The sequence below is a fragment of the Campylobacter concisus genome, assembly GCF_003048405.1.
Taxonomy (GTDB): Bacteria; Campylobacterota; Campylobacteria; order Campylobacterales; family Campylobacteraceae; genus Campylobacter_A; species Campylobacter_A concisus_Q.
Map to the genome: position 1 here is coordinate 739788 of NZ_PIQS01000001.1, position 21675 is coordinate 761462.

Genomic DNA, 21675 nt, shown 5'->3' on the forward strand with positions numbered 1-21675 from the left:
ATGAATGATATAAATATAACCTACTCTTGCGAAGAGAGTTTAAAAAAGATAAAAGAGTACATAGCTGATGCAAAGAGCGTGACGCTTTATACGTCTAGTTTAAACTATCTCTCTTCATATTCTGGCAATATAATTGCGGAGATTGTATCAGATCTTATTTATTGTAAAGGTAAAGATAAAGACATATCAATAATAACTGATTTTTATGTAGACAAAGAGAGCTTTAAAGATAGCAAACTAAATAGAGTAAGGGAGTTTAAATATAAAGGCATTCTAGTAAAAGTAGTTCATAAAAAAAGTGCTATTGATAAATTCTTTGAAAATTTAAGAGAAGGGCTTACTCCTTTACAAACAAAAATACATAATCAAGAGATATTGGATTTAGCTCAAGATGAGCATGATAGAGAGTTGCTAAAAGATGGTAATGAAGTAGAAGATAAACCATCAAGTTTTTATCATATGTTTGAGCTTATTGTTTCTAATTATAATGAGGCTAAAAATATTTTAAGAGATTGTTTAAATACTCTAAAAAACGATCTACTAAATGATGCTAAATCATTGATAGCTAGTGAAGGATTGGATGAGTCCAAATTTGAAAGAAGCATAAAAGAGTGTTTTGATGAGCTAGATAAAAATTTAAAAGAGCTAAGCTCGGAAAATGGAGAATTTATAATAAAACAAATAGCTCTTTTTATATTAAGTCTAGTCGATATAACCGATCCAAAGGCTATAATAAAAAAATCAAATCTTGGTTTTATGGCTTATGAGCTTGGAAAGATGGCGTATGCAATTCATGAATATGATAGCAATAGGGCATTTTACGGTGTATCCTTACCAATACTAAGTTTTTTTACATCTAGGTTTGCTTCTGTCGTAAATACTTTAAATATAAGTTCAAACTGCAATGTCTTGGTGTTTAAAAGTGATAAAAATTCTAGATCTGGTTTTTTCTTGGACTTTACTCACTTAAATTTAGACTACCGCCCTTTTAAATATAGCATTAACGAAAAAGAGACAAACTATAATACAGATGAAGGATATAGCATATATGGATATTTAGATGATGTATTAGTGTTTGAATATACTAAAGATATTTGCTCTTACGATATCATAAATAAAAACTTAGGATTTGGCTCAAGTGATGATACCTTATTTAGTAGATTAAAAGATGAGATAAAAAGTACAAATGCAAATCTAAATTTCATCTGCGCTTCAAATTTTAACTCTATAAAGTTAGCTAATCTAATAGCAGATAAATCCGATAAAAATAATACCTCAGTAAATGATGAGATGAATAGTAAAGACTTCTCAAATTTAAATAAAAACTACATCGTTCTTTCAAACTCTCCTTTTAGATCAAGTGCAGGATTAAGAGAGGAAGTTATTAGCAATAGTCTTGATCAAACTATAAAAGACGATATAAATAGATCAAAAAGTAGTAACCTGGTAAAACAAAAATTTAGTGACATAAAGACTCTAAATCCAGTAAAAGACTATAGCAAATATAGTATAGATATAGATCAAAACAATGATAAATCAACTCTTGTTTTAAATTTATCTCCATTTGCAAGGATAGAAAAAAGTTATATAGATAATATTGAAGAGAATAAAGAAAAATATAGTGAAAGCTATACAGAAGAAAATAGTAGCGATGCTTATGATTTTCAATTAAACAAATTAAAGTACGATGAGCTTTTCGATATAAATGTCTCTCATATAAATGCTTATGCAAAGCAACCAAATGATATGGAAAAGATAAAAGAGAGTGAAAAAGAGTATATGGAAAAATCAACTATAGCATTTAAAGCAGTCTTTGATAGGGTTAATAAAAATGTTATTGACAGGATGAAATTTGAAGAGCATGACTACAATAAGACAGAAGAGGTAGAAGAGTATAATGGGTTAGAAGATATAGACTATTTAGTAAAGAAGGCGCTAGATGATCAGCCAACTCCGTACTACTCTCTTTTAGAAGTACTTTGCCTTGGCGTGGCTTACTTTATAATGACTAAGAGCTATTCAGGAGAGTTGTTAAAAAAATCTATAAAAAACTCTCGTGAATATATAAAAATAGGTGATGAAGAGATAAGTACTATAAATGTAAATTCTCTTGTAAAATTAGGTGATAGTGATATAAGATTATTCTTTTATAAAGATAGTGCTAAAAGTAGTGGATTAAACAAAAATGAGTATCTATGTATAGAAGAGATTAGTGATTATATGGATGGCGCAGGAAATACTAAGGATGTATATAGCATAAAAGAACTTTTGGAAGAAAATGATAGTAGTGTAAGTACAAATATAAAAGATCCTTTACAAAGTGATCTAATGAAGCTTCTAATAGAGCAAGCCAATGATATAGATGAAAGCTGCAAGAAAGATAAAGCTTTGATAAAAGAAGTGATAGCTTCTAAGGATAAAGACGTCTTAAAAAAAGCCATAGACTTAGAAGATAAGGCTTATCATAATGATAGAGATATGGATAAAGAGGTAAGCTCCTTACTCGTAAAAACAGCCATTGAAGGATTATTCCCAATAGCAGGCTTTGCAAGTGAAGATGGCATATCTAAAATTTATGAGATGCTTAGCTCTTTTATATTTGAAAGGGATGCAAAGAAATTAAAAGATGCCTTTTTAGACGAGCTTGGAGTATTAAATTTAATAAAAAAACTATTTAGTGCAAAAAAGACTAAACAAATAGATGAATATTTATTGTATATCATAAGATTAAAAACTACAAATATAGTACTTCAAAGATCAAAGCTAAATTTAATTTTACAAGCCCAAAATACCTCTATGCTTTATAGAACGATAGAACATTTTAAACTAAATATATCTTACAGCGAGATAACGACATATACTTTTATGAGATACACGTATAGCTTTAATATAAGAGATGTAGAGCTTATGAAAAAAGAAATCAAAGACTATACTAAAACTCTTGGTAAGGACATAGGCATCTCTATGATAACCGGACTAATAGAACTCTGGAAAACATCCTATGAAAAACTAGAAGAAAACTACAACGAAATAATGCATACAAGATATACATATAAATTTAATGAAGCTTACGCACTAAATAATATCTCATATAAACCTATGTCTATAAAAGAAGCTTATGATAAAAATAGTACAAATAGCTATTGCTACTATCCAGTAATGATCTATCAAAACTATATAAGTCTAAATTTAAATAGACTATTTCTAGGAGCTAATATAAGTAGTGGAGGACTAGACTATAGCTCATTTATCTACTATGATATAAACAATAAACAAAGTAAACTCTCACATAACCTTGCTTCAAAGCTAGCACTAAATAACCTTAGTGCTTATCTATGTTTAGATGAACTAAGAGGAGCTGGCAATGAAGTAGATGCAAACTACTTTAAATATGCAAGAAGTAGATATACAAACTCAGATGTAGAGATAAGAGGGTTAAATTTGGATGTTAAAGAGGAGAAAGAAATTTATATGATATATAAAGGAAATACTCTACAAACAGAAAGCGACGAAGTTAAGTATGCAATAGACTCTTATCAAGAAGCAGTAAAAATCATAAATTTATTTAAAAAAGGAATCTTTAACACCAGTGATGAAAACAATCACTCTAACCTATCAAGAGATCTAGTAGAAGCACTTGATACTATTGGCAACAATAACATAAAGGGGATATACGTGGGGTGTAAAACAAACAATGAGGATAAGGGGGATAAAGTGATACCCCCTCGCCTAGTAGGTCGTCTAGCCACCACCATAGTTATGGAAGATGGTCTTTACATAGGATAATAGATGAAAAAGATTGTATTTGCAGCTTTAGCTATCTTAGTAATAGCTATATCACTAATAGTAGTAAATAAAAGAATAAATAAAGGAAATTTAATGGATAACAATAATACATATACGGTTATAGCACTTAACGGTAGAGAGGTAAAATTTGATAAAAAGACAAATTTAATAGTTGCAAAGCATGATAGTAATAGACAACTAGCTCCAGATCTTGCAGCCAAATTAGTCCTTGACTCCCGCTCCATCCTAGACTCATCTCCATATAAAAACTATAAACCACTATACTATAACCCTAAACCAAACTCTTTAGGTCAAACAGACTATCTATCATTTAAACCTTGGCTAGATATTAGCTATAAACCAAGCTCAAATAAACTATCACCTTGGACTAAATCAGAAAAAGCATATTATGAAAGTTTAAAAGATAAAAGAGATAGATATATCTATCTAGTAAAAAGAAGTAATCTAAAATGTACTATGATAGATATCCCAGATGATGCCATAGCTAGAGTAGATAGTAAAGGCAAACTAACTAAACCTGAATATGCTGAAATTTATAATGAAATAAATGCTAATAGAAAAACTCTAAAATCAGAACTATTTGCAGCAGAGTGGAATATATGTGCTGGAGTATTAGGAAATACAGCTGGATTTTCAAGGGGGGTTGGATTAGGTTATGCAGGATTTAAAGCAAGAGCATATCAATCAATGTTTCTATCAGCTCAGCTTGGTAAAAAAGAAGCTTTAGCGGGACTAGCAGACTTGTTTGAATACTCTACCTATCTAGTAGGTCTATACAAAAATTTACAAATGGCTAAAGAATTTAGAAAAGTAGCCAGCAATCCTCCACTAGATGAATATGGTATGATGCCTTATCTTGATGAGATAGTGGGAAACTATTTCGTGATGGATTTTAATAGGGGTGGGATAGCGCAAAACACTTCTGGTTCAATGCATAGACACTTAAGAAAATTAGTAGAAGACGAAGGCAAATTACTAGACCCTAGAGACCTTGATGCAAACGAGACTACAAGAGAAGAATTTGCGAACTACGTAAATAAAGAAATAAAATTCTACCAAGATAAATTTGATGAATATGCTTTTCCAAACACATGGGATGATCGTGACTTAAGTCTCTACATCGACTCCACCCTCCTAGAAGCTAAAATAATGTCTCTAACCCCACCTGAGGGCTATCCTAATGCACCATACTATAACACTCCAGAAGAGCTAATAAGACTATATGAAGCTGGTAAATTAGATAAAAAGCTAAATCCTCTAATACCAGTAATGTATAGAGAAAGCTTTCCTGAAGATCTTAGGCAAAAGATATTAAGCTATGCTAAAGAGCATAATATAAAGGATTAAATAATAAATTTAATATCTATGGTTCTAAACGGAGCCAAATATAAATATATTAAGCCACTACAATCAAGGACATAGGCATCTCTATGATAACCGGCCTAATAGAACTTTATAAAACCTAATATGAAAAACTAGAAGAAAATTATAAAGAGATAATGCACGTAGGCAATATGTTTGTCGCACTATTAACTTAAAAAAATAAATTAATTTTAGGAGATAATTAGACTTTTTTATAAGAAAAATCGCAAATAGCGATCTATACAAATTTTGATAAAGAATTTCAATATATTTTAATATCAAAATGAGCTGAATTTTGAAAAAATTAAAGCATATTTTTAAACTTGCTTTTAACTTTTTTGTTATAATATCCCATCAAAAATAAAAAGGATATTTTTTATCCTAATTAAGGTTTTAAATTTGAGAGTATATTTAGACAATAACGCTACAACAATGGTTGATCCTGAAGCTTTTGAGCTTATGAAGCCATATTTTTGTGAAAAATACGGCAATCCAAATTCGCTTCATAAATTTGGCTCTGAAACACATCCAGCTTTAAGAACAGCGCTAGATCAACTCTACACCGGACTAAACGCAAAAGATAGCGATGATATCGTTGTTACTTCATGCGCGACTGAGAGCAACAACTGGGTAGTAAAAGGTATCTACTTTGACAAAATAGCAACTGGCGAGAAAAAGCGTATCATAACAACCGCAGTTGAGCATCCAGCTATTTTGGCGACTTGTAAATTTTTAGAAAAATATGGCGTAGAGCTTACTGTTTTAGATGTAAATAACGATGGCATAGTCACTCCAGAACAGTTAAGAGCTGTAATGGATGAGAATGTAGCACTTGTTTCTATAATGAGTGCAAATAACGAAACTGGCATGATCTTTCCTATAAAAGAGCTTGCTAGTATTGCTCATGAATATGGAGCTTTATCCCACACGGATGCGGTTCAAGCAGTTGGTAAGATAAAGATAAATGTTCAAGACCTTAATGTTGATTTTTTAAGCTTTTCTGCGCATAAATTTCACGGACCAAAGGGTGTTGGAGCACTATTTATAAAAAATAGCATGCCACTAAGTAGCTTACTTCATGGTGGTGAGCACATGGGTGGACGCAGAAGTGGCACGCTCGATGTTCCTGGTATCATCGGCATGGGTAAAGCACTTGAACTGGCAAATAAATTTATGGATTATGAGCACTCTCATGTTCGCCGTTTGCGTGATAAGCTTGAAGATGCAATTTTACAAATTCCTGACGTTAGCGTTGTAGGAAAAAAAGAACAACGTGTGCCAAATACCATTTTAGCTTCTATAAAAGGCGTTGAAGGCGAAGCGATGCTTTGGGATCTAAACAAAGCTGGCATCGCAGCTTCAACTGGCTCAGCATGTGCAAGTGAAACATTAGAGAGTAACCCAATAATGGAGGCCATAGGGGCAGATAAGGAGCTGGCTCACACCGCACTTAGATTATCTCTTTCTAGATTTAATACAGAAGAAGAGATTGATTATGCGATCGAGCATATAACAAAAGCAGTAAATAGACTAAGAGGTATATCTAGCACATTTGCCTACGCCCCAGAATGGCATAAGAGTGGATTATAAAATTTAAAGGAAATAACATGGCAAAGAATAATTTGATCGGAGGCTCTATTTGGGATGAGTATTCTAAGGTAGTGCAAGACAGGATGAATAATCCTAAATTTATGGGAGAGATAACCGAAGAAGATGCTAAAAAGGCAAACGCAAAGCTTATTGTGGCTGACTTTGGTGCAGAAAGCTGCGGTGATGCGGTTAGGCTATACTGGCTTGTTGATGAAAAGACAGACAAAATAATAGATGCTAAATTTAAAAGCTTTGGCTGTGGCACAGCGATAGCTAGCTCTGATACGATGGCTGAGCTTTGTATCGGCAAAACAGTCGATGAAGCAGTCAAGATCACAAACCTTGATGTAGAAAAGGCTATGCGTGACAATCCAGATACGCCAGCAGTCCCACCTCAAAAGATGCACTGCTCAGTTATGGCATATGATGTTATAAAAGCAGCAGCTGCAAGCTATAAAGGCATAGACCCAGAGCATTTTGAAGATGAGATCATCGTTTGCGAGTGCGCGAGAGTAAGCCTTGGTACGATTAAAGAAGTGATAAGACTAAATGACCTTCACACAGTTGAGGAGATCACGCAATACACGAAAGCTGGTGCATTTTGCAAGTCTTGTGTAAAGCCTGGTGGCCATGAAAAAAGAGAATATTATTTGGTGGATATTTTGCGTGATACTAGGGCTGAGATGGAGCGTGAGAAGATCGAAGCTCAGGCAAATGCTCAAGCAAATCATACTTTAGGCGACATTAGCTTTGAAAATATGACGATGGTAGGGCAGCTAAAGGCAGTAGAGTCTATCATAGATAAAGAAATTCGCCCAATGCTCGAGATGGATGGCGGAAATTTAGAAATTTTAGATATTAGAAATGATAACGGCGAAAATACTGATATTTATATACGCTATCTTGGTGCTTGCTCAGGCTGTGCAAGTGGCTCAACTGGCACTCTTTATGCGATTGAAAATGTCTTACAAGAGAGCTTAAGTCCAAAAATTAGGGTTATGCCTATTTGATTTTATTAACTAGCCCTTGTGGGCTAGTTTTTATTCTCTTAAAAATTTTAAAATTTCACTTCTAATTTGGTTCAAATCACCTACAAATTTTTTTTCAAACTGTGAGCGATTAAAGGTTCGCTGACGTTTTGCTAACTGAGCCGTGTGCGTAGCTATGAGCTCTTCAAGCTCGTTTTGAGAAATTTCTTTATCTAAAAATTGCTTGCACTCTTTTAAGCCTATTGATTTTAGTGGTTTTGGCTCACTTTTGTATTTATTAAACAAAAATTTCGCCTCATCTATAAGCCCAGCCTCAAGCATGCCTTTTGTTCTCTTTTTGATACGTTCTCTAAGCTCATCTTTATCCCATAAAATTTCAAATATTGCTAGCTTTTTTATGATGCTCTCTTTAGTATTTTCTCTTAGCCAAATGCTTGGAATTTGGCTACTAAATTTATAAATTTGATACCATTTTTCGAGGCGATAAGAGTCGTTTTGGCTAAATTTGCTTGCAAACTCAGGATCGATTTTTACAGCTAACTCGTAAATTTCTTCATTGCTTAAATTTAGCTCACATTTTGGCACATCTGGTGCAAGTCCGCTAAGCATTGATTTTAGATAAAAGCCACTGCCTCCTGTAATGATGAGCGGGCAGTCTTGTAAGCGTGCAAAACCCTTTGCATTTTTATAAATTTCAAAAAATGCCCCAACGCTAAATTCTTCATCAGGATAAATCTCATCTACACCAAAGTGCTTTATAGTTTCAAGCTGCTCTTTATTTGGCTTTGCGCTGGCGATATCTATCTCTTTATAAAGTGCGAGCGAATCAAGACTTAAGATGACACCGTTAAGCTTCTTTGCAAGCTCAAATGCAAGATCGCTTTTGCCACTTGCCGTGGTGCCAATTATTGCAAATTCTTTAAACAAGTCTAGCCCTCATAAAACGAGCTAAAGAGTAAAATTTCATCATTTTCCTCGTTATTTTTGCTATCTTTTATAAGACTTGCTAAAACGCCAGCAAAATACGGAGCAAAGCTAAGCTCATTTAGTCCATAAGCTTGGTTATAGATCAAGTTACTATATATGTTATCGCGTCCAAGAGCTGGCTTATCGTTTGAGCTAAGAATCACGTAGTTTGCCCTAAAACTAGGCTCTTTTAGCTCGCTTATGCCAAGATGTATCTTTAGCTCATTTAAAAATGCATTAATCTTTTCAGTTTTAACAAGCGTATCGATAGCGCCGACTTGTAAATTTGTAATAATTGTAACGCCATTTTTAGTTGGATAAATTTTGGCAAATAAATCATTTAAAATGATTGGTTTTTTAGGGATTTGCCCTTCATTTAGGCTAAGATCAATGGTATAAAATTTAGCCAAAATCGCATTTAAGCTCGTGCCTAGTTTATTTGAAAGCTCTAAATTTTTTGAGGCAATCACAAAGTTATCGGCCTCATATTCTCCGTTATTGCCGGTAGCTTTTTGCACTATTTGCCCTTGCGTTTTTAGCTCATAAATTTCATCATTTATAAATTTTGCCCCGAGAGAATTTAACTCATTTATCAAAGCTTTTTTGAGCTCATTTGTATCAATACTTGCGTTGTTGGCTAAATTTATAGCGCCTTTTATGTTTTTATTTATTAGCCCAAAATTTGCAAGCTCTTTATCTATGCTTAAAATTTCTTGCTCGCTATGGGCAACCTTTATCTCATCAAGCCTTTTTTTAAAGCTTTCGTCATTGCTAAAAAGTAGATAAACGCCGCTCTCATCGAAATTTATCTGCGGATATTTGTTGTTTAAATCTCTTAAAATTTCAAAGCTTTTCCTACCAAATTTTGAAAACAAAATTTGCATCTTTTTGTCGTGAGCTTTGGTTGATTTAAGTGTAAAATTTGTCATCCAAGCTCTAAAATTTTCATTTAAGCAAATACTTATATCAAGCTCGCTTTTTTTGCTAACTAGCCCCATAAACGAGCTAGATATCGCTCCATCTTTTGCAAGAGCGTGTGTACCAAAGGCTGCTAAAATTCCATTTGTAAAATCATCTTTTTGGTTGCTAATAATTAAAATTTCTTCACCTTTTTTAGCTAATTCGTAAGCCGTAAATAACGCACTAAAACTATCTCCAATAATCGCTATTTTGCCCATAATAACCCTTTGTTTTAAATTAATCTTGTAATGATAATATAAATTCAAATTTAAAGCAAAATGGTGTAAAATCAACCATTTTTAAAGAAAATGGAAATTTATCAAATGATAGAAAAATTAAAAATTATCGCTGAACTTATCGTTTTTAAGCATTCTGTTTTTGCTTTGCCTTTTATTTTTGTTGCGATGATAGTTGCTAGTAAGATAGAAAGTGGCTCGGCTTGGTTTGGCTTAAAACTACTTATCTTAGGTACTTTTTGCGCTGTTAGTGCTAGAAATTTTGCTATGGCTTTTAATAGATATAAAGACGAAGATATCGATAAGCTAAATCCGCGAACCGCAAGCCGCCCAAGCGTTGATGGTCGTATCGGTAGGAGCAATATGCAGCTTTTTATAGTGGCAAATGCGTTTATTTTTATCGTATGTGCTTATTTTATAAATTCGCTCGCATTTTGGCTAAGTTTTCCTATTTTAGCTGTTCTTGGTGGATATTCGCTATTTAAACGCTTTAGCGAGCTAGCACACTTGGTGCTTGGCCTTAGCCTAGGTCTTGCTCCCATCGCTGGCGTAGTCGCAGTGAGCGCTGCTATACCGCTTTGGAGTGTGCTACTTTGCCTTGGTGTAACATTTTGGGTAGCTGGATTTGACTTGCTTTATTCACTTCAGGATATGAAATTTGATAAAGAAAATAAGCTCTTTAGCATACCAGCTATTTACGGCGACAAGGCTACACTTTTTTTATCGGCCATTTTTCACGCTTTGGCTTTTATATTTTGGCTACTTTTTGCTTGGGCGGCTGGGCTTGGAGCGATGGCCTTTTTTGGAATTTTAGTAAGTGGCGTTATTTTATTTTTTGAGCATAGGATCGTAAGACGCGACTTTAGCAAGATAGATAGAGCATTTTTTACATTAAATGGTTATTTGGGAATTTTATTTTTTATCTTTGTTTGGATTAGCGTATTATGAGCGAGATTAAGCTGTTTAAAGCACCTCTTGATATGGAATTTGAGTCTGATAAAGATGGAAGCGAGAAATTTAAAAGAGAGTTTGACTCCATCTTGCCGGGTGAAGAGGATGCGCTTGGGGCTTGGCTAAAACGAGCTAAATCGCGTGGCGAAACCAAAGAGAGCGATCAAGTTTTATTAACTTTACTGATCGAGCTTCATAGAAAAGTCGATGCTCTGAGTGATTATATTAAAAACGAACATAAGCAATATTTGCCACTAAAAGAGAGGACGAGTATCGAAGAAATCGGCTTTACACACATCAAAATAAGTGAAGAGAAATTTATAAAAGATGAAATTTACTACGCAAGGATTGCTATGCCTATCTTTCCAAAGAGAAATTTGAGCCTTTATTTAAGGGCTGTTAGTGAAAATTTAGTAAAGATAGAAAATATGCATGAAGAGGATGAAGCCGATTGGAACGCTTACGTAACAGCTAGAGAGCGTGTAATGATAAGAGAAATGAGAGCGAATTCGTAAAGGAAAAATATGGAAATTTATATTTTTTTAGGCTTTGGTATCGTTTTGGCGATAATAGTAGCTTTGATGTTGATAAAAGATAGTGAGACAAATAAAAAATTTGCGAGATTTGAGCGAGCGATAGAAAGCGTTATGCAAGAAAATTTCAATCTAAAAAAGCAAATTTCAATGCTTGAGGGCGAGGCGTTTAAAAATAGCGAACAATATGAGCCACTTAAAAAACAGATAAAAGAAAATATTGATTTACAAATAAATGAGAAAATTGTGCCAATAATTCGTGCGATTAAGAGCATTGAGCGAGTAATTGATGATTTTGCAACAGAGCAAAAAGATAGGATAGTTAGTCTTGAAGAGCGAACAAGAGATATTAATAAAATCGCCCCAAGCGTCATCAATGAAGAAGAGCAAATTTTAAAAATGTTTAAAGACGGAAAAAGTGCAGCGATGATCGCAAAGGACCTTCATGTTGGAATGGGGCGAGTCGAGTTTGTGCTTAAATTTCATAAATTAGCCTAAATTTACAGGCTAATTTTAAAAAGACTAATCTACTCTTAAACTACAAGAATTGGCTTAAATTTTTATTTTGATTTAAATCTTTTAACATATAATTGAAAAAATTATAAAAAGCTCTAACCAAGCTTAAGAAGGTGCTTTATGCTAATCGATAAATATGGTCGGGTTGTTGATTATTTAAGGATTTCTGTAACTCAGCGTTGCAACTTTAGGTGTAGGTATTGTATGCCTACAACGCCATTTAGCTGGACGCCAAGAGAGAATTTATTAACCTTTGAGGAGCTATTTTTATTTGTAAAAGTGGCTATCGACGAAGGTATAAAAAAGATAAGAATCACTGGTGGCGAACCGCTTGTGCGTAAGGATTTGGATGTTTTTATAAAGATGATAAGTGATTATAATCCAGACATCGATCTAGCACTTACTACAAATGGCTATATGCTTTCGCACTTTGCCAAAAGGCTAAAAGACGCTGGACTAAAGCGCATAAATATGTCGCTTGATACACTAAATGAGCAAAAGGCTAAATTTATCGCACAAAAAAGCGTTTTACACGAAGTTCTAGCTGGCTTTGAAGCAGCCCATGATGCTGGGTTAAAGGTAAAAATCAATACTGTTGCACTAAAAGGCGTAAATGATGATGAGCTTATAAATTTGCTTGAGTTTGCTAAATTTAGAGATTCTCAGATCAGATTTATTGAGTATATGGAAAATTCACACGCAAAAGATGATTTAAAAGGGCTAAGTAGCGATGAAATTTTAAAAATCATCTCACAAAAATATAATGTCACGAAAGATGGAAAACTACCAAATGCGCCTGCGTCTATTTATAGACTTGATGATGGTTATAAATTTGGTATCATTGATCCGCACAAGCACGACTTTTGCGAGAGTTGCAACCGCATCAGGCTAAGTGCTGAGGGACTTTTGATACCTTGCCTTTACTTTGAAGAGGCTCTTAGCATCAAAAAAGCGGTTGAAAAAGGTGATATCGTAGCTGCAAGTGAAGTTTTAAGGCAAGTACTAGCAAACAAGCCAAAAGAGAACAAATGGGCGATAGGTGCTAACAATGAAACCTCTTCGCGTGCCTTTTATCAAACTGGTGGTTGATGAGCAAAGAGCTAGAGCTAGTTGAAGCGTTTTTAAGTATTCAAGGCGAGGGAGCTTACCAAGGCAGACTCGCCATATTTTTACGCTTTTTAGGCTGCAACTTAAACTGCTCTGGCTTTGGCGTGCAAACAAAATCTTTAAAAACTGGCGAAAGCTTACTAGGATGTGATAGCATAAGGGCTGTTTTTAAAGGGCATTTTAATTATAAAATTTACAGTGTAGATGAAATTTTAGGCATAGTTGACAACCTATGCAAAGGCTTAATGCAAAAACCGATCATTGTTTTAACCGGTGGCGAGCCGCTCATCTGGCATGAAAATGAAAATTTTATAAATTTGGTAAAGAAATTGCTTGAAGATTATGAAGTGCATTTTGAGACAAATGGCACTATCTTAATTAATTTTGCTAAATATGAAATTTATAAAAAATGCCACTTTGCACTTGGTGTAAAGCTAGTAAATAGCGGAGTTAGCGAGCAAAAACGCATAAATTTAGATGCTATTTTGGCTATTAAAAATAATGCAAGAAGCAGCTTTTTAAAATTTGTCCTCTCGCACTTTGACAAAAGCGAGTTGGACGAGATTATAAATATAAAAAATAGATTGGATTTGCCAGTTTGGTGTATGGCAATAGGAGCAAATAGAGCTGAGCTAAATGAAAATGCTTTAAAAACAGCAGAATTTGCCATAAAGCATGGATTTAATTATTCAGAGCGTATCCACATCAGGCTTTGGGGCGATAAAGAAGGTGTTTGATGATTATTAGAAAGCTTTTTAGATTTGAAAATGCACATATTGTGAGATTTTGTAGCTCAAAGCGTTGTAGGACTAGCATCCACGGGCACAGCTATGTGGCTGAAATTTTACTTAGCTCAAATTTTCTTGATAACGCCGGCATGGTTTATGATTTTGGCTTGATGAAGCAAAATATAAAAACGATCATTGATAGTTTTGATCACGCTACAACAATATTTTCAGGCGATAATGACGAGTATAAAAATGATCTAAAAAAGCACTCGGCAAGATGGATCGAGATTCCGCTAAATCCAAGTGCAGAGCAGTTTTGCCGCATATTTTTTGTACTAATAGAAAGACTGCTTGAACTTAGCGTGATGAATAACGGTGAGCGTGAAGTGAAGCTTCATAGCATTATCGTGCATGAGACTGATACAGGCTATGCACAGTGCTTTAAAGAGGACTCCGTAAATGCGCAAATGGGCGAGATAAAGCTAGATGAGATCAAATTTTCAGACGCTATCATAGAAGAGTGGGAAGATAAAAATTTATTCGAGAAGATGAAAAATAGGTTAAAAATAGAAATTCCAAAGGACGTTTGATGAAAAAAATTATAACTTCTTTTTTATTTATAGCTGGTCTATTTGCGGGTTGTGGAGATAAAGATGAGGCTAAAAACGATGTTAGCGAGCCAGTACCGAGTGACGTGACTATAGCTCAACCAGACGCAAATGTCACAATCGATGAACAACTCCCACCTGAGCCAGTCGTCGAAGAGAACGAGTCTCCTAAAGAGAAGAAATGAACGAACATCTCTCCTCGCTTTTTGCATACACTTTGCCTTTTCATGTGATATTTTTTTATGCACTAGTTGCCTGTAATATACTTTATTTAATACTTACTCAGTTTAGTAGCAATAGTAAAAACTATGTACTTCGTATAAGATATTTTTTACCGATTTATCATATGCTACTTAGTTTTCTTGTGCTAACCGGACTTATTTTATGGGCGTATTACGGATATGAGTTTAAATTTAATGCCATAAAAATGTTAATTATCTTAATAATTTTAATCGCACTTAGTGCCATAGGTTTTAAAAGATTAAAAATTTATGCAGCTAATGGCGATTTAGAAAAATTTAAAAAATTTGCCCTTATTAAGGGATTTTGTGATCTTGTTTTAGTTGTAGTTGCAGGGATTTAGATGAAATTTTTATATGATAAAAATGCAGGTAATGAAAGCTTAAAGATAGTAAATGAAGCTTTTTTGCACCTAAAAGCTAGAAGAATGCAAGCTGGTGAGCGAATAAGTGTTAGAAATTTACGAGACTTTAAAGAGTATATTTATGAAATTGATGAGATTGATAGGCGAAGTGCGAGCTTAAGTCTTGTCTTTGCCAGCTCAAATGGCGAGCAAAAATTCGACTTTACGATCGCTTGGGCTATCGTCGATCCAAAGACGATAGAAAAGACATTGCCATTTTTAAATGAACTTGGCGTTGGTAAAATAGCTTTTGTCTATACTAAATTTTCTCAAGCAAATTTTAATATAGATATTGAAAGGCTAAGCTATATAAATGCTCTCTCCTGCGAGCAGTGCGGACGAACATCGCTAATGGAGTTTGAAATTTATAAAAATTTGGACGAGCTAATGAGCGTTTATAAAAATGTCTCAGCTATAAATTTTGGTGGTAAAAGCTTAAATGAAAAAAAAGATGACGAGCTTTTAATAATTGGTCCAGAGGGTGGATTTAGTGAGGAAGAAACGGCTAAATTTAAAAATAGCTACGGCCTAAATACAAAAAATATTTTAAGATCGCAGACCGCGGTTATCTCAGTAGCTGCAAAATTCCTGGCTTAATTTATTTGATTTTTAGATTTCTTTTTATATAATCAGCAACTTTTAATGTAGATAATTAGCCCAAAAATAATAAAGGAAAAATGATGAAAAAAGATATCCATCCAGAATACGTAGATTGCACTGTAACTTGTGCTTGCGGAAACACTTTTAAAACAAAGTCAAACAAAAGCGAGATCAGAATTGACATTTGCGACAAGTGCCACCCATTTTTCACAGGCAGCGAAAAGATAGTTGACAGTGCTGGCCGTGTTGAGAAATTTAAGAAAAAATACGCTCAAAAATAAGCCTTGCTCTACTTTATTCCTACTCCAATAGGAAATTTAGAAGATATCTCGCTTCGTGCGATTAGAATTTTGCGTGAATGCGAGATAGCTATTTGCGAAGATACAAGAGTTTGCAAAAGTCTTATAAACTTGCTAAATGAACGCTTTGACGCAAGTATAAATATTTCAAAATTTATCCCACTTCACACTCATAACGAAGATGACTTTTTCACAAATTTAAGTGATGATTTTTTTAGTAAAAATGTAGCCTACATGAGCGATGCTGGCATGCCAGGCATCAGCGATCCTGGAGTAAGTCTAGTAAGATACGCTCAAAAAAATAACATCGAATATGAAATTTTAAGTGGAGCAAATGCCGCACTTTTAAGTGTGGTCGCAAGTGGACTTTGTGATAAGGAATTTGTCTTTTTAGGCTTTTTGCCAAATACTGGTAGAGATAGGTCTTTGGCTATCCAAAATGCTCTAAATTTAGCTTATCCAGCCGTTATTTACGAAAGCCCAAAACGCATACTAGGCTTAGTACAAAGTATCGCAAATCTAGAACCTGAGAGAGAAATTTTTACCATAAAAGAGGCCACAAAAAAATTTGAGACTAAATTTAAAGAAAAGGCTCAAAATTTAGCTCAAATTTTAGAAAAGGTAAATTTAAGTGGAGAGTGGGCAATCGTCATCTCAAAAAGTGACAAAACAGCCACTCAAAATATCACAAAAGATGAGATACTTTCGCTTGATCTTGCCCCAAAAGTAAAAGCAAAATTACTTAACAAAATAACTGGAGAAGATGTAAAAAAGATATATGATGAGCTTATAAAAGCTTAAATTATAGGCTACAAAACTACTAAGTGACACTAAAACGAAAGTGCAAAATTTACTCTAGTTACATACAAAAATAAGTTAAATTTTAATTGACTTTAGCTACCATAAGTTACCATGATAATATACGGAAAACAACTATTTTTACATATTTTGAACAAGCGACCACAGATATTAGAAGAGATATATCTCTCAAAAGAGTGTGACAAAAAACTCTTCTCTAAAATTTGTGGCATAGGCAAAAAAATTATTCGCGTGGATAATCAAAAAGCGCAGTCTTTAGCTCGCGGTGGAAACCATCAAGGTTTTTTAGCGAATGTTAGTGAGTTTGAATTTTCAGACATTGCTGAGCTTAAAAAGCTAAATTTTATCGCCATTCTTTACGGCATAAGCGACGTTGGCAATATCGGTGCTATCGCTAGAAGTGCCTATGCTTTAGGCTGCGAAGGTCTTGTGATAGTGGCAAAAAGTATAAATATGCAAGGCGTTTTAAGATCAAGTAGTGGTGCTGCTTATGAGATACCAATAGCGATTTTTGAAGACGGACTTAGTTTGTTAAATGAACTAAAGCAATTTGGTTTTAAAATTTATGCAACAGCAAGTAATGGCAAAAACGTAAAAGAGATGAAGTTTGCTGGTAAGAGAGCTTTGGTGATGGGCTCAGAGGGCGAAGGTATACCGCAAAAGGCTCTGGCAAAGTGCGATGAGTGTATCGGTATAAAGTTAAAAGAGGGCTGGGACTCCTTAAATGTAAGTGCAGCTTTTGCAATAATTTGTGACAGGATGATAGATGAATGAATTAGAGAATTTAAAAGAGATAGGTATAAAGGAAATTTCACGTAAAACGCATATTGAGCCTACATTTTTACAATATATTTTTGATAAAAATTTTGAAAAATTATCACGTTTAAACATTAGAGGCTATGCCAAAATTTTACAACGTGAATATGATGTTGATTTGAGCGAATTGCTCGCTGAATACGATGCCTTTATGCAAGAAAACACTCCAGATGAGAGTCACAAAACTAAAGTTACTCCAAAAATTTCATCTTACACTCCAAAAGATATTACCATACAAAAACAAAGCGGTACTGGCGGCGTTGGATTTTTATTTTGGCTTATCATTTTAGCTATTATCGCTGGTGGGGCATATCATTTTGATGCTTACAAATATATCGAGAATTTTTTATCGTTTTTAAATGATGAGAATAAAAGCGTGAACTATTCGCAGTCAAGCATAGTAAATGAGGTGAAGAAAAATATCATCGATACAAATATCACCATCTCTCAAAATAGCCCTAAAATAGAAGCAAACATATCAAGCGTAAAAATTTCAGCTCCAGTTGAGCAAAATGTGACAACAAGTCCTGCAAACATGGAGCAAAATGCTGTGAAGCCAAGCATGGCAGCTCAGCCAGCTCCTAAGATAGAGCAAAATATTACAAAGCCACTAAATGAGGCGGTCATTACACCAAAACAACGCGTCTGGATAGGTATCATTAACCTTGAAAATGGTCAAAAAGTATCAAACGACACAAGTAAAAGCATAAATATAAATTTAGACCAAAGACAGCTCGTAGTTTGTGGAAATGGCAACATTGAGCTAAAGATCGGCGATAAGGTGACAAAATATAATCCAAGCCGTCCAGCTAGATTTTTAGTAGAAAATGGAGAGATGAAATTTGTGAGCTATGATGAGTTTGTAGAACTTAACAAGGGCAAATCTTGGTAAGAAAAATAGCGATTTTTACCGCTTTTAGTGTATTTGCCTATGCTTTTAGCTTACAAACTAGTGCAAGTGCTTTAAGCAATGTTGAAAATGTGCAAATCTCTTTAGAAAATTTAGACCAAAATGGCTCACTCAATGTCAATGAGCTAGTATCAAGATTAAAACAAAACTCAAGTTACGATAGCATTTCATTTAGTTCAAATAGTTTGAATTTAAAATTTATAAGCGAGCAAAAGGTTCCTTCTGCATTATTTGTAAAATCAATAAATTCAACTCTGGATGATGCCAACATAAGTATTTCAAGGATAAATTCTCTAAAAAATGGAGATAAAATTTCTTATGGAATTTCGGCCATAAAAAATGGTGGAATAGATCCAAGCTTATTAAGCTTAGCACTTAGTCAAAGCGGTTTTAAAATTTTAGGATTTGATAGAGTTGATGGGAATTTAGAGATATTTTTAGATGCTCAGAATATGATTCTTAAGGCTACAAAGGTAAATTTTGATGAAGAGACGCCACTTTTAAAAAGCGGTGGTACTTATTTTGTTGATGTTGAGGGTGCAAGTAGTCTAGATATCGTGTCAAAAGAGTCAAATAGATGGATGCCACTTGTTAGAATTTATGATAAAAATTTAAATCAGATTGACTCTATAAAAGAGGAGCAAGCAAAAACCGCCATTTCTATAAATTTAGCAATAGGCGCAAAATACGCATTAATTAGCGATAATGTTGATATAAATAATATAAAAAATGAGATAATTATCAAGCTTATAAAATAGGAGTAAGCAGTGTTTGATGAGATAAGATTTAATACAATTGAGCGTTTGCCAAACTACGTTTTTGCTGAAGTAAATGCAATAAAAATGGCTGCACGAAGAGCTGGCGAGGACATCATCGACTTTTCTATGGGTAATCCTGAGGGCAGAACACCACAGCACATCGTCGATAAACTATGCGAAAGCGCGCAAAAGGACAAGACTCACGGCTACTCAGCCAGTGCTGGAATTTACAAGCTTCGCCTTGCCATTTGCAACTGGTATAAAAGAAAATACGGCGTAAATTTAGACCCAGACACTGAAGCAGTCGCCACGATGGGTAGCAAAGAGGGTTTTGTTCACTTAGCTCAAGCCGTGATAAACCCAGGCGATGTTGCTATCGTGCCTGATCCTGCCTATCCGATACACACGCAAGCGTTTTTATTTGCTGGTGGAAGTGTCGCAAAGATGCCACTTCACTACAATGATAAATTTGAGCTAGATGAGAATAAATTTTTTGAAAATTTAATCCAGACGATACACGCAAGCTCGCCAAAACCAAAATACGTAGTCGTAAATTTCCCGCACAATCCAACGACCGTAACAGTGCAAAAGAGCTTTTACGAGCGCCTTGTAAGCATCGCAAAACAAGAGAGATTTTACGTCATATCTGACATCGCCTACGCTGATCTTACATTTGATGGCTACAAAACGCCAAGTATCTTTGAAGTAGATGGCGCAAAAGATGTCGCAGTCGAGTGCTATACACTTTCAAAAAGCTATAACATGGCTGGCTGGAGAGTTGGCTTTATGTGTGGAAATAAAAGACTTTGCGCAGCACTTAAAAAGATAAAATCATGGGTTGATTACGGCATGTTTACGCCGATACAGGTGGCTGCTACAGTCGCACTTGACGGCGATCAAAGCTGCGTTGAAGAGATACGCCAAATTTATGAAAAAAGAAGAGATGTGATGATAGAGGCCTTTGCTCAGGCTGGTTGGGAGCTTAAAAAACCAAGCTCTAGTATGTTTATCTGGGCGAAATTACCACCAAAAGTTAGTCATCTGGGCAGCCTTGAGTTTTCAAAGCAGCTTCTTACAAAGGCATCAGTCGCAGTTAGTCCGGGTATTGGTTTTGGCGAGGGCGGAAACGACTATGTACGTCTAGCTCTTATCGAAAACGAAAATAGAATAAGACAAGCAGCAAGAAATATAAAAAAATATTTGAAAGAATTTGAATGAATGTAGCGATATTAGGCGTTGGAACCGTTGGCGAGGCAGTTGCAAAAATTTTACTAAAAAACAAAAAGCTAATCGCAGCAAGAAGTGGCGAAGAGATCGTACCAGTCATTGGAGTGGTCAGAAATTTAAATAAAAAAAGAAATGCTGGCATCCCTTTGACTGACGATATAAATAGCGTTATAAACCGCGATGATATCGATGTTTTTGTCGAACTTATGGGTGGTGTGGAAGAGCCTTTTAGGGTTGTGAGTGAAATTTTAAAGCGAAAAAAAGCAGTTGTGACCGCAAACAAAGCACTTCTTGCCTATCACAGATATGCTTTGCAAAATTTAGCCAAAAATATACCATTTGGCTTTGAAGCAAGTGTGGCCGGTGGGATACCGATCATTAGGGCCTTAAGAGAAGGCTTAAGCGCAAACCATATCGTTAGTATAAATGGCATACTCAACGGAACTAGTAACTTTATCCTAACCTCGATGATGGATGAGGGTTCAAATTTTAAAGACGCGCTTAAAAAGGCGCAAGAGCTTGGATACGCTGAGGCTGATCCAACATTTGACGTGGGTGGGTTTGACACAGCTCACAAGCTGCTAATCCTTGCAAGTATCGCATACGGTGTGCATGGCGATCCAGAGGATATTTTGATCGAAGGTATTCAAAATATTACACCTGAAGATATATTTTTCGCAAAAGATTTCGAATACTCTATAAAACTTCTAGCAATTGCCAAAAAAAGCGAGGGTAAAATCGAGCTACGCGTACATCCAGCGCTTGTACCGCAAAATAAAATGATAGCAAAGGCAAGCGGTGTGACAAATGCGATCAGTGTCGTTGGCGAGGTCGTTGGCGAGACGATGTACTATGGACCTGGAGCTGGCGGCGATGCAACGGCAAGCGCGGTGATCAGCGATCTTATCGACATCGCAAGAGATAGCAAATCGCCGATGCTTGGATATAAAGCGCCGTTTGAATTAAATACGCTTGAGCTACTTGACCGCGATAGGATAAAGACAAAGTATTACTTTAGATTAAAAGTCGAAGATAAAATGGGTGTGCTAGCAAAGATCACAAATTTAATGAGCGAAAATAACTTATCGATCGATAGCATACTTCAAAAACCAAAAGATGAGAGCGAATTTGCGGTATTGTTCTTTACGACACATACGAGTCTTGAGGCTGATGTAAGAAGGACAATTGAAATTTTAAAAGAGCAAGAGTATATAAAAGAAGAGCCATTTATGATGAGGATCGAGGAGTAG

At 34.9% G+C, this 21675-nt stretch carries 22 protein-coding genes; 20 read left to right on the forward strand and 2 right to left on the reverse strand.

What is annotated here, in order from left to right; all coding sequences use genetic code 11:
- The 4 genes from CVT18_RS03925 to CVT18_RS03940 all read left to right on the forward strand — a co-directional run bounded on the left by CVT18_RS03925 (position 1) and on the right by CVT18_RS03940 (position 7769).
- Positions 1 to 3786, forward strand: coding sequence for a hypothetical protein (locus CVT18_RS03925; protein ID WP_107824261.1), 3786 nt, complete (start codon positions 1 to 3; stop codon positions 3784 to 3786).
- A gap of 3 nt (positions 3787 to 3789) precedes the next feature.
- Positions 3790 to 5154 (forward strand): thioredoxin reductase, encoded by a 1365-nt coding sequence (locus CVT18_RS03930; RefSeq protein ID WP_103628332.1) that lies wholly within the window; start codon positions 3790 to 3792, stop codon positions 5152 to 5154.
- 414 nt (positions 5155 to 5568) lie between these two features.
- Positions 5569 to 6759 carry a NifS family cysteine desulfurase gene (locus tag CVT18_RS03935; RefSeq protein ID WP_107824262.1) on the forward strand — a complete coding sequence of 397 codons (1191 nt, stop codon included), beginning with the start codon at positions 5569 to 5571 and terminating at the stop codon, positions 6757 to 6759.
- Positions 6760 to 6776: 17 nt separating this feature from the next.
- Positions 6777 to 7769, forward strand: a complete 993-nt coding sequence (locus tag CVT18_RS03940) for an iron-sulfur cluster assembly scaffold protein (RefSeq protein ID WP_103628331.1) — start codon at positions 6777 to 6779, stop codon at positions 7767 to 7769.
- Positions 7770 to 7799: 30 nt separating this feature from the next.
- Here CVT18_RS03940 and miaA read toward each other — a convergent pair whose 3' ends face one another.
- On the reverse strand, positions 7800 to 8675 hold the full coding sequence (gene miaA / locus CVT18_RS03945; RefSeq protein ID WP_103628330.1) for a tRNA (adenosine(37)-N6)-dimethylallyltransferase MiaA: 876 nt from the start codon (positions 8673 to 8675) through the stop codon (positions 7800 to 7802).
- A gap of 2 nt (positions 8676 to 8677) precedes the next feature.
- Complete coding sequence (locus tag CVT18_RS03950) at positions 8678 to 9892, reverse strand: FAD-dependent oxidoreductase (protein ID WP_103628329.1); 1215 nt, start codon at positions 9890 to 9892, stop codon at positions 8678 to 8680.
- Positions 9893 to 9997: 105 nt separating this feature from the next.
- On the opposite strand from CVT18_RS03950, the gene mqnP reads away from it, so the two are divergent.
- From mqnP to CVT18_RS04030, 16 genes are all read left to right on the forward strand, one after another.
- Complete coding sequence (gene mqnP, locus CVT18_RS03955) at positions 9998 to 10858, forward strand: menaquinone biosynthesis prenyltransferase MqnP (RefSeq protein WP_103628328.1); 861 nt, start codon at positions 9998 to 10000, stop codon at positions 10856 to 10858.
- Entirely contained in the window at positions 10855 to 11376 is a 522-nt protein-coding gene (locus CVT18_RS03960; protein ID WP_103628327.1) for a hypothetical protein, read from the forward strand. Before mqnP ends, CVT18_RS03960 begins: the two co-directional genes overlap by 4 nt.
- A 9-nt stretch (positions 11377 to 11385) precedes the next feature.
- Positions 11386 to 11892 carry a DUF6115 domain-containing protein gene (locus CVT18_RS03965; RefSeq protein WP_021091068.1) on the forward strand — a complete coding sequence of 169 codons (507 nt, stop codon included), beginning with the start codon at positions 11386 to 11388 and terminating at the stop codon, positions 11890 to 11892.
- Between the two features lie 138 nt (positions 11893 to 12030).
- Positions 12031 to 12999 carry a GTP 3',8-cyclase MoaA gene (gene moaA, locus CVT18_RS03970; RefSeq protein WP_103628326.1) on the forward strand — a complete coding sequence of 323 codons (969 nt, stop codon included), beginning with the start codon at positions 12031 to 12033 and terminating at the stop codon, positions 12997 to 12999.
- On the forward strand, positions 12999 to 13754 hold the full coding sequence (locus CVT18_RS03975) for a 7-carboxy-7-deazaguanine synthase QueE (protein ID WP_107824263.1): 756 nt from the start codon (positions 12999 to 13001) through the stop codon (positions 13752 to 13754). The genes moaA and CVT18_RS03975 overlap by 1 nt, the downstream gene beginning before the upstream one ends.
- Positions 13754 to 14335, forward strand: coding sequence for a 6-pyruvoyl trahydropterin synthase family protein (locus CVT18_RS03980; protein WP_103628324.1), 582 nt, complete (start codon positions 13754 to 13756; stop codon positions 14333 to 14335). Before CVT18_RS03975 ends, CVT18_RS03980 begins: the two co-directional genes overlap by 1 nt.
- Positions 14335 to 14538, forward strand: a complete 204-nt coding sequence (locus CVT18_RS03985) for a hypothetical protein (RefSeq protein WP_085657890.1) — start codon at positions 14335 to 14337, stop codon at positions 14536 to 14538. The genes CVT18_RS03980 and CVT18_RS03985 overlap by 1 nt, the downstream gene beginning before the upstream one ends.
- Entirely contained in the window at positions 14535 to 14936 is a 402-nt protein-coding gene (locus tag CVT18_RS03990) for a hypothetical protein (RefSeq protein ID WP_085657889.1), read from the forward strand. The genes CVT18_RS03985 and CVT18_RS03990 overlap by 4 nt, the downstream gene beginning before the upstream one ends.
- Positions 14937 to 15593, forward strand: a complete 657-nt coding sequence (locus tag CVT18_RS03995; protein ID WP_103628323.1) for a 16S rRNA (uracil(1498)-N(3))-methyltransferase — start codon at positions 14937 to 14939, stop codon at positions 15591 to 15593.
- Positions 15594 to 15676: 83 nt separating this feature from the next.
- Positions 15677 to 15877, forward strand: coding sequence for a 50S ribosomal protein L31 (gene rpmE, locus CVT18_RS04000; protein ID WP_002942443.1), 201 nt, complete (start codon positions 15677 to 15679; stop codon positions 15875 to 15877).
- A 3-nt stretch (positions 15878 to 15880) separates the two neighbouring features.
- Complete coding sequence (rsmI, locus tag CVT18_RS04005) at positions 15881 to 16696, forward strand: 16S rRNA (cytidine(1402)-2'-O)-methyltransferase (protein ID WP_103628322.1); 816 nt, start codon at positions 15881 to 15883, stop codon at positions 16694 to 16696.
- A 111-nt stretch (positions 16697 to 16807) separates the two neighbouring features.
- Positions 16808 to 17488, forward strand: coding sequence for a 23S rRNA (guanosine(2251)-2'-O)-methyltransferase RlmB (rlmB, locus tag CVT18_RS04010; protein ID WP_103628321.1), 681 nt, complete (start codon positions 16808 to 16810; stop codon positions 17486 to 17488).
- Positions 17481 to 18422, forward strand: coding sequence for a phosphatidylglycerophosphate synthase (locus CVT18_RS04015; RefSeq protein WP_103628320.1), 942 nt, complete (start codon positions 17481 to 17483; stop codon positions 18420 to 18422). The genes rlmB and CVT18_RS04015 overlap by 8 nt, the downstream gene beginning before the upstream one ends.
- Positions 18416 to 19198 (forward strand): hypothetical protein, encoded by a 783-nt coding sequence (locus CVT18_RS04020; RefSeq protein ID WP_103628319.1) that lies wholly within the window; start codon positions 18416 to 18418, stop codon positions 19196 to 19198. The genes CVT18_RS04015 and CVT18_RS04020 overlap by 7 nt, the downstream gene beginning before the upstream one ends.
- A gap of 9 nt (positions 19199 to 19207) precedes the next feature.
- Positions 19208 to 20416, forward strand: coding sequence for an LL-diaminopimelate aminotransferase (locus CVT18_RS04025; protein WP_084109200.1), 1209 nt, complete (start codon positions 19208 to 19210; stop codon positions 20414 to 20416).
- Positions 20413 to 21675, forward strand: a complete 1263-nt coding sequence (locus tag CVT18_RS04030; protein WP_103628318.1) for a homoserine dehydrogenase — start codon at positions 20413 to 20415, stop codon at positions 21673 to 21675. The genes CVT18_RS04025 and CVT18_RS04030 overlap by 4 nt, the downstream gene beginning before the upstream one ends.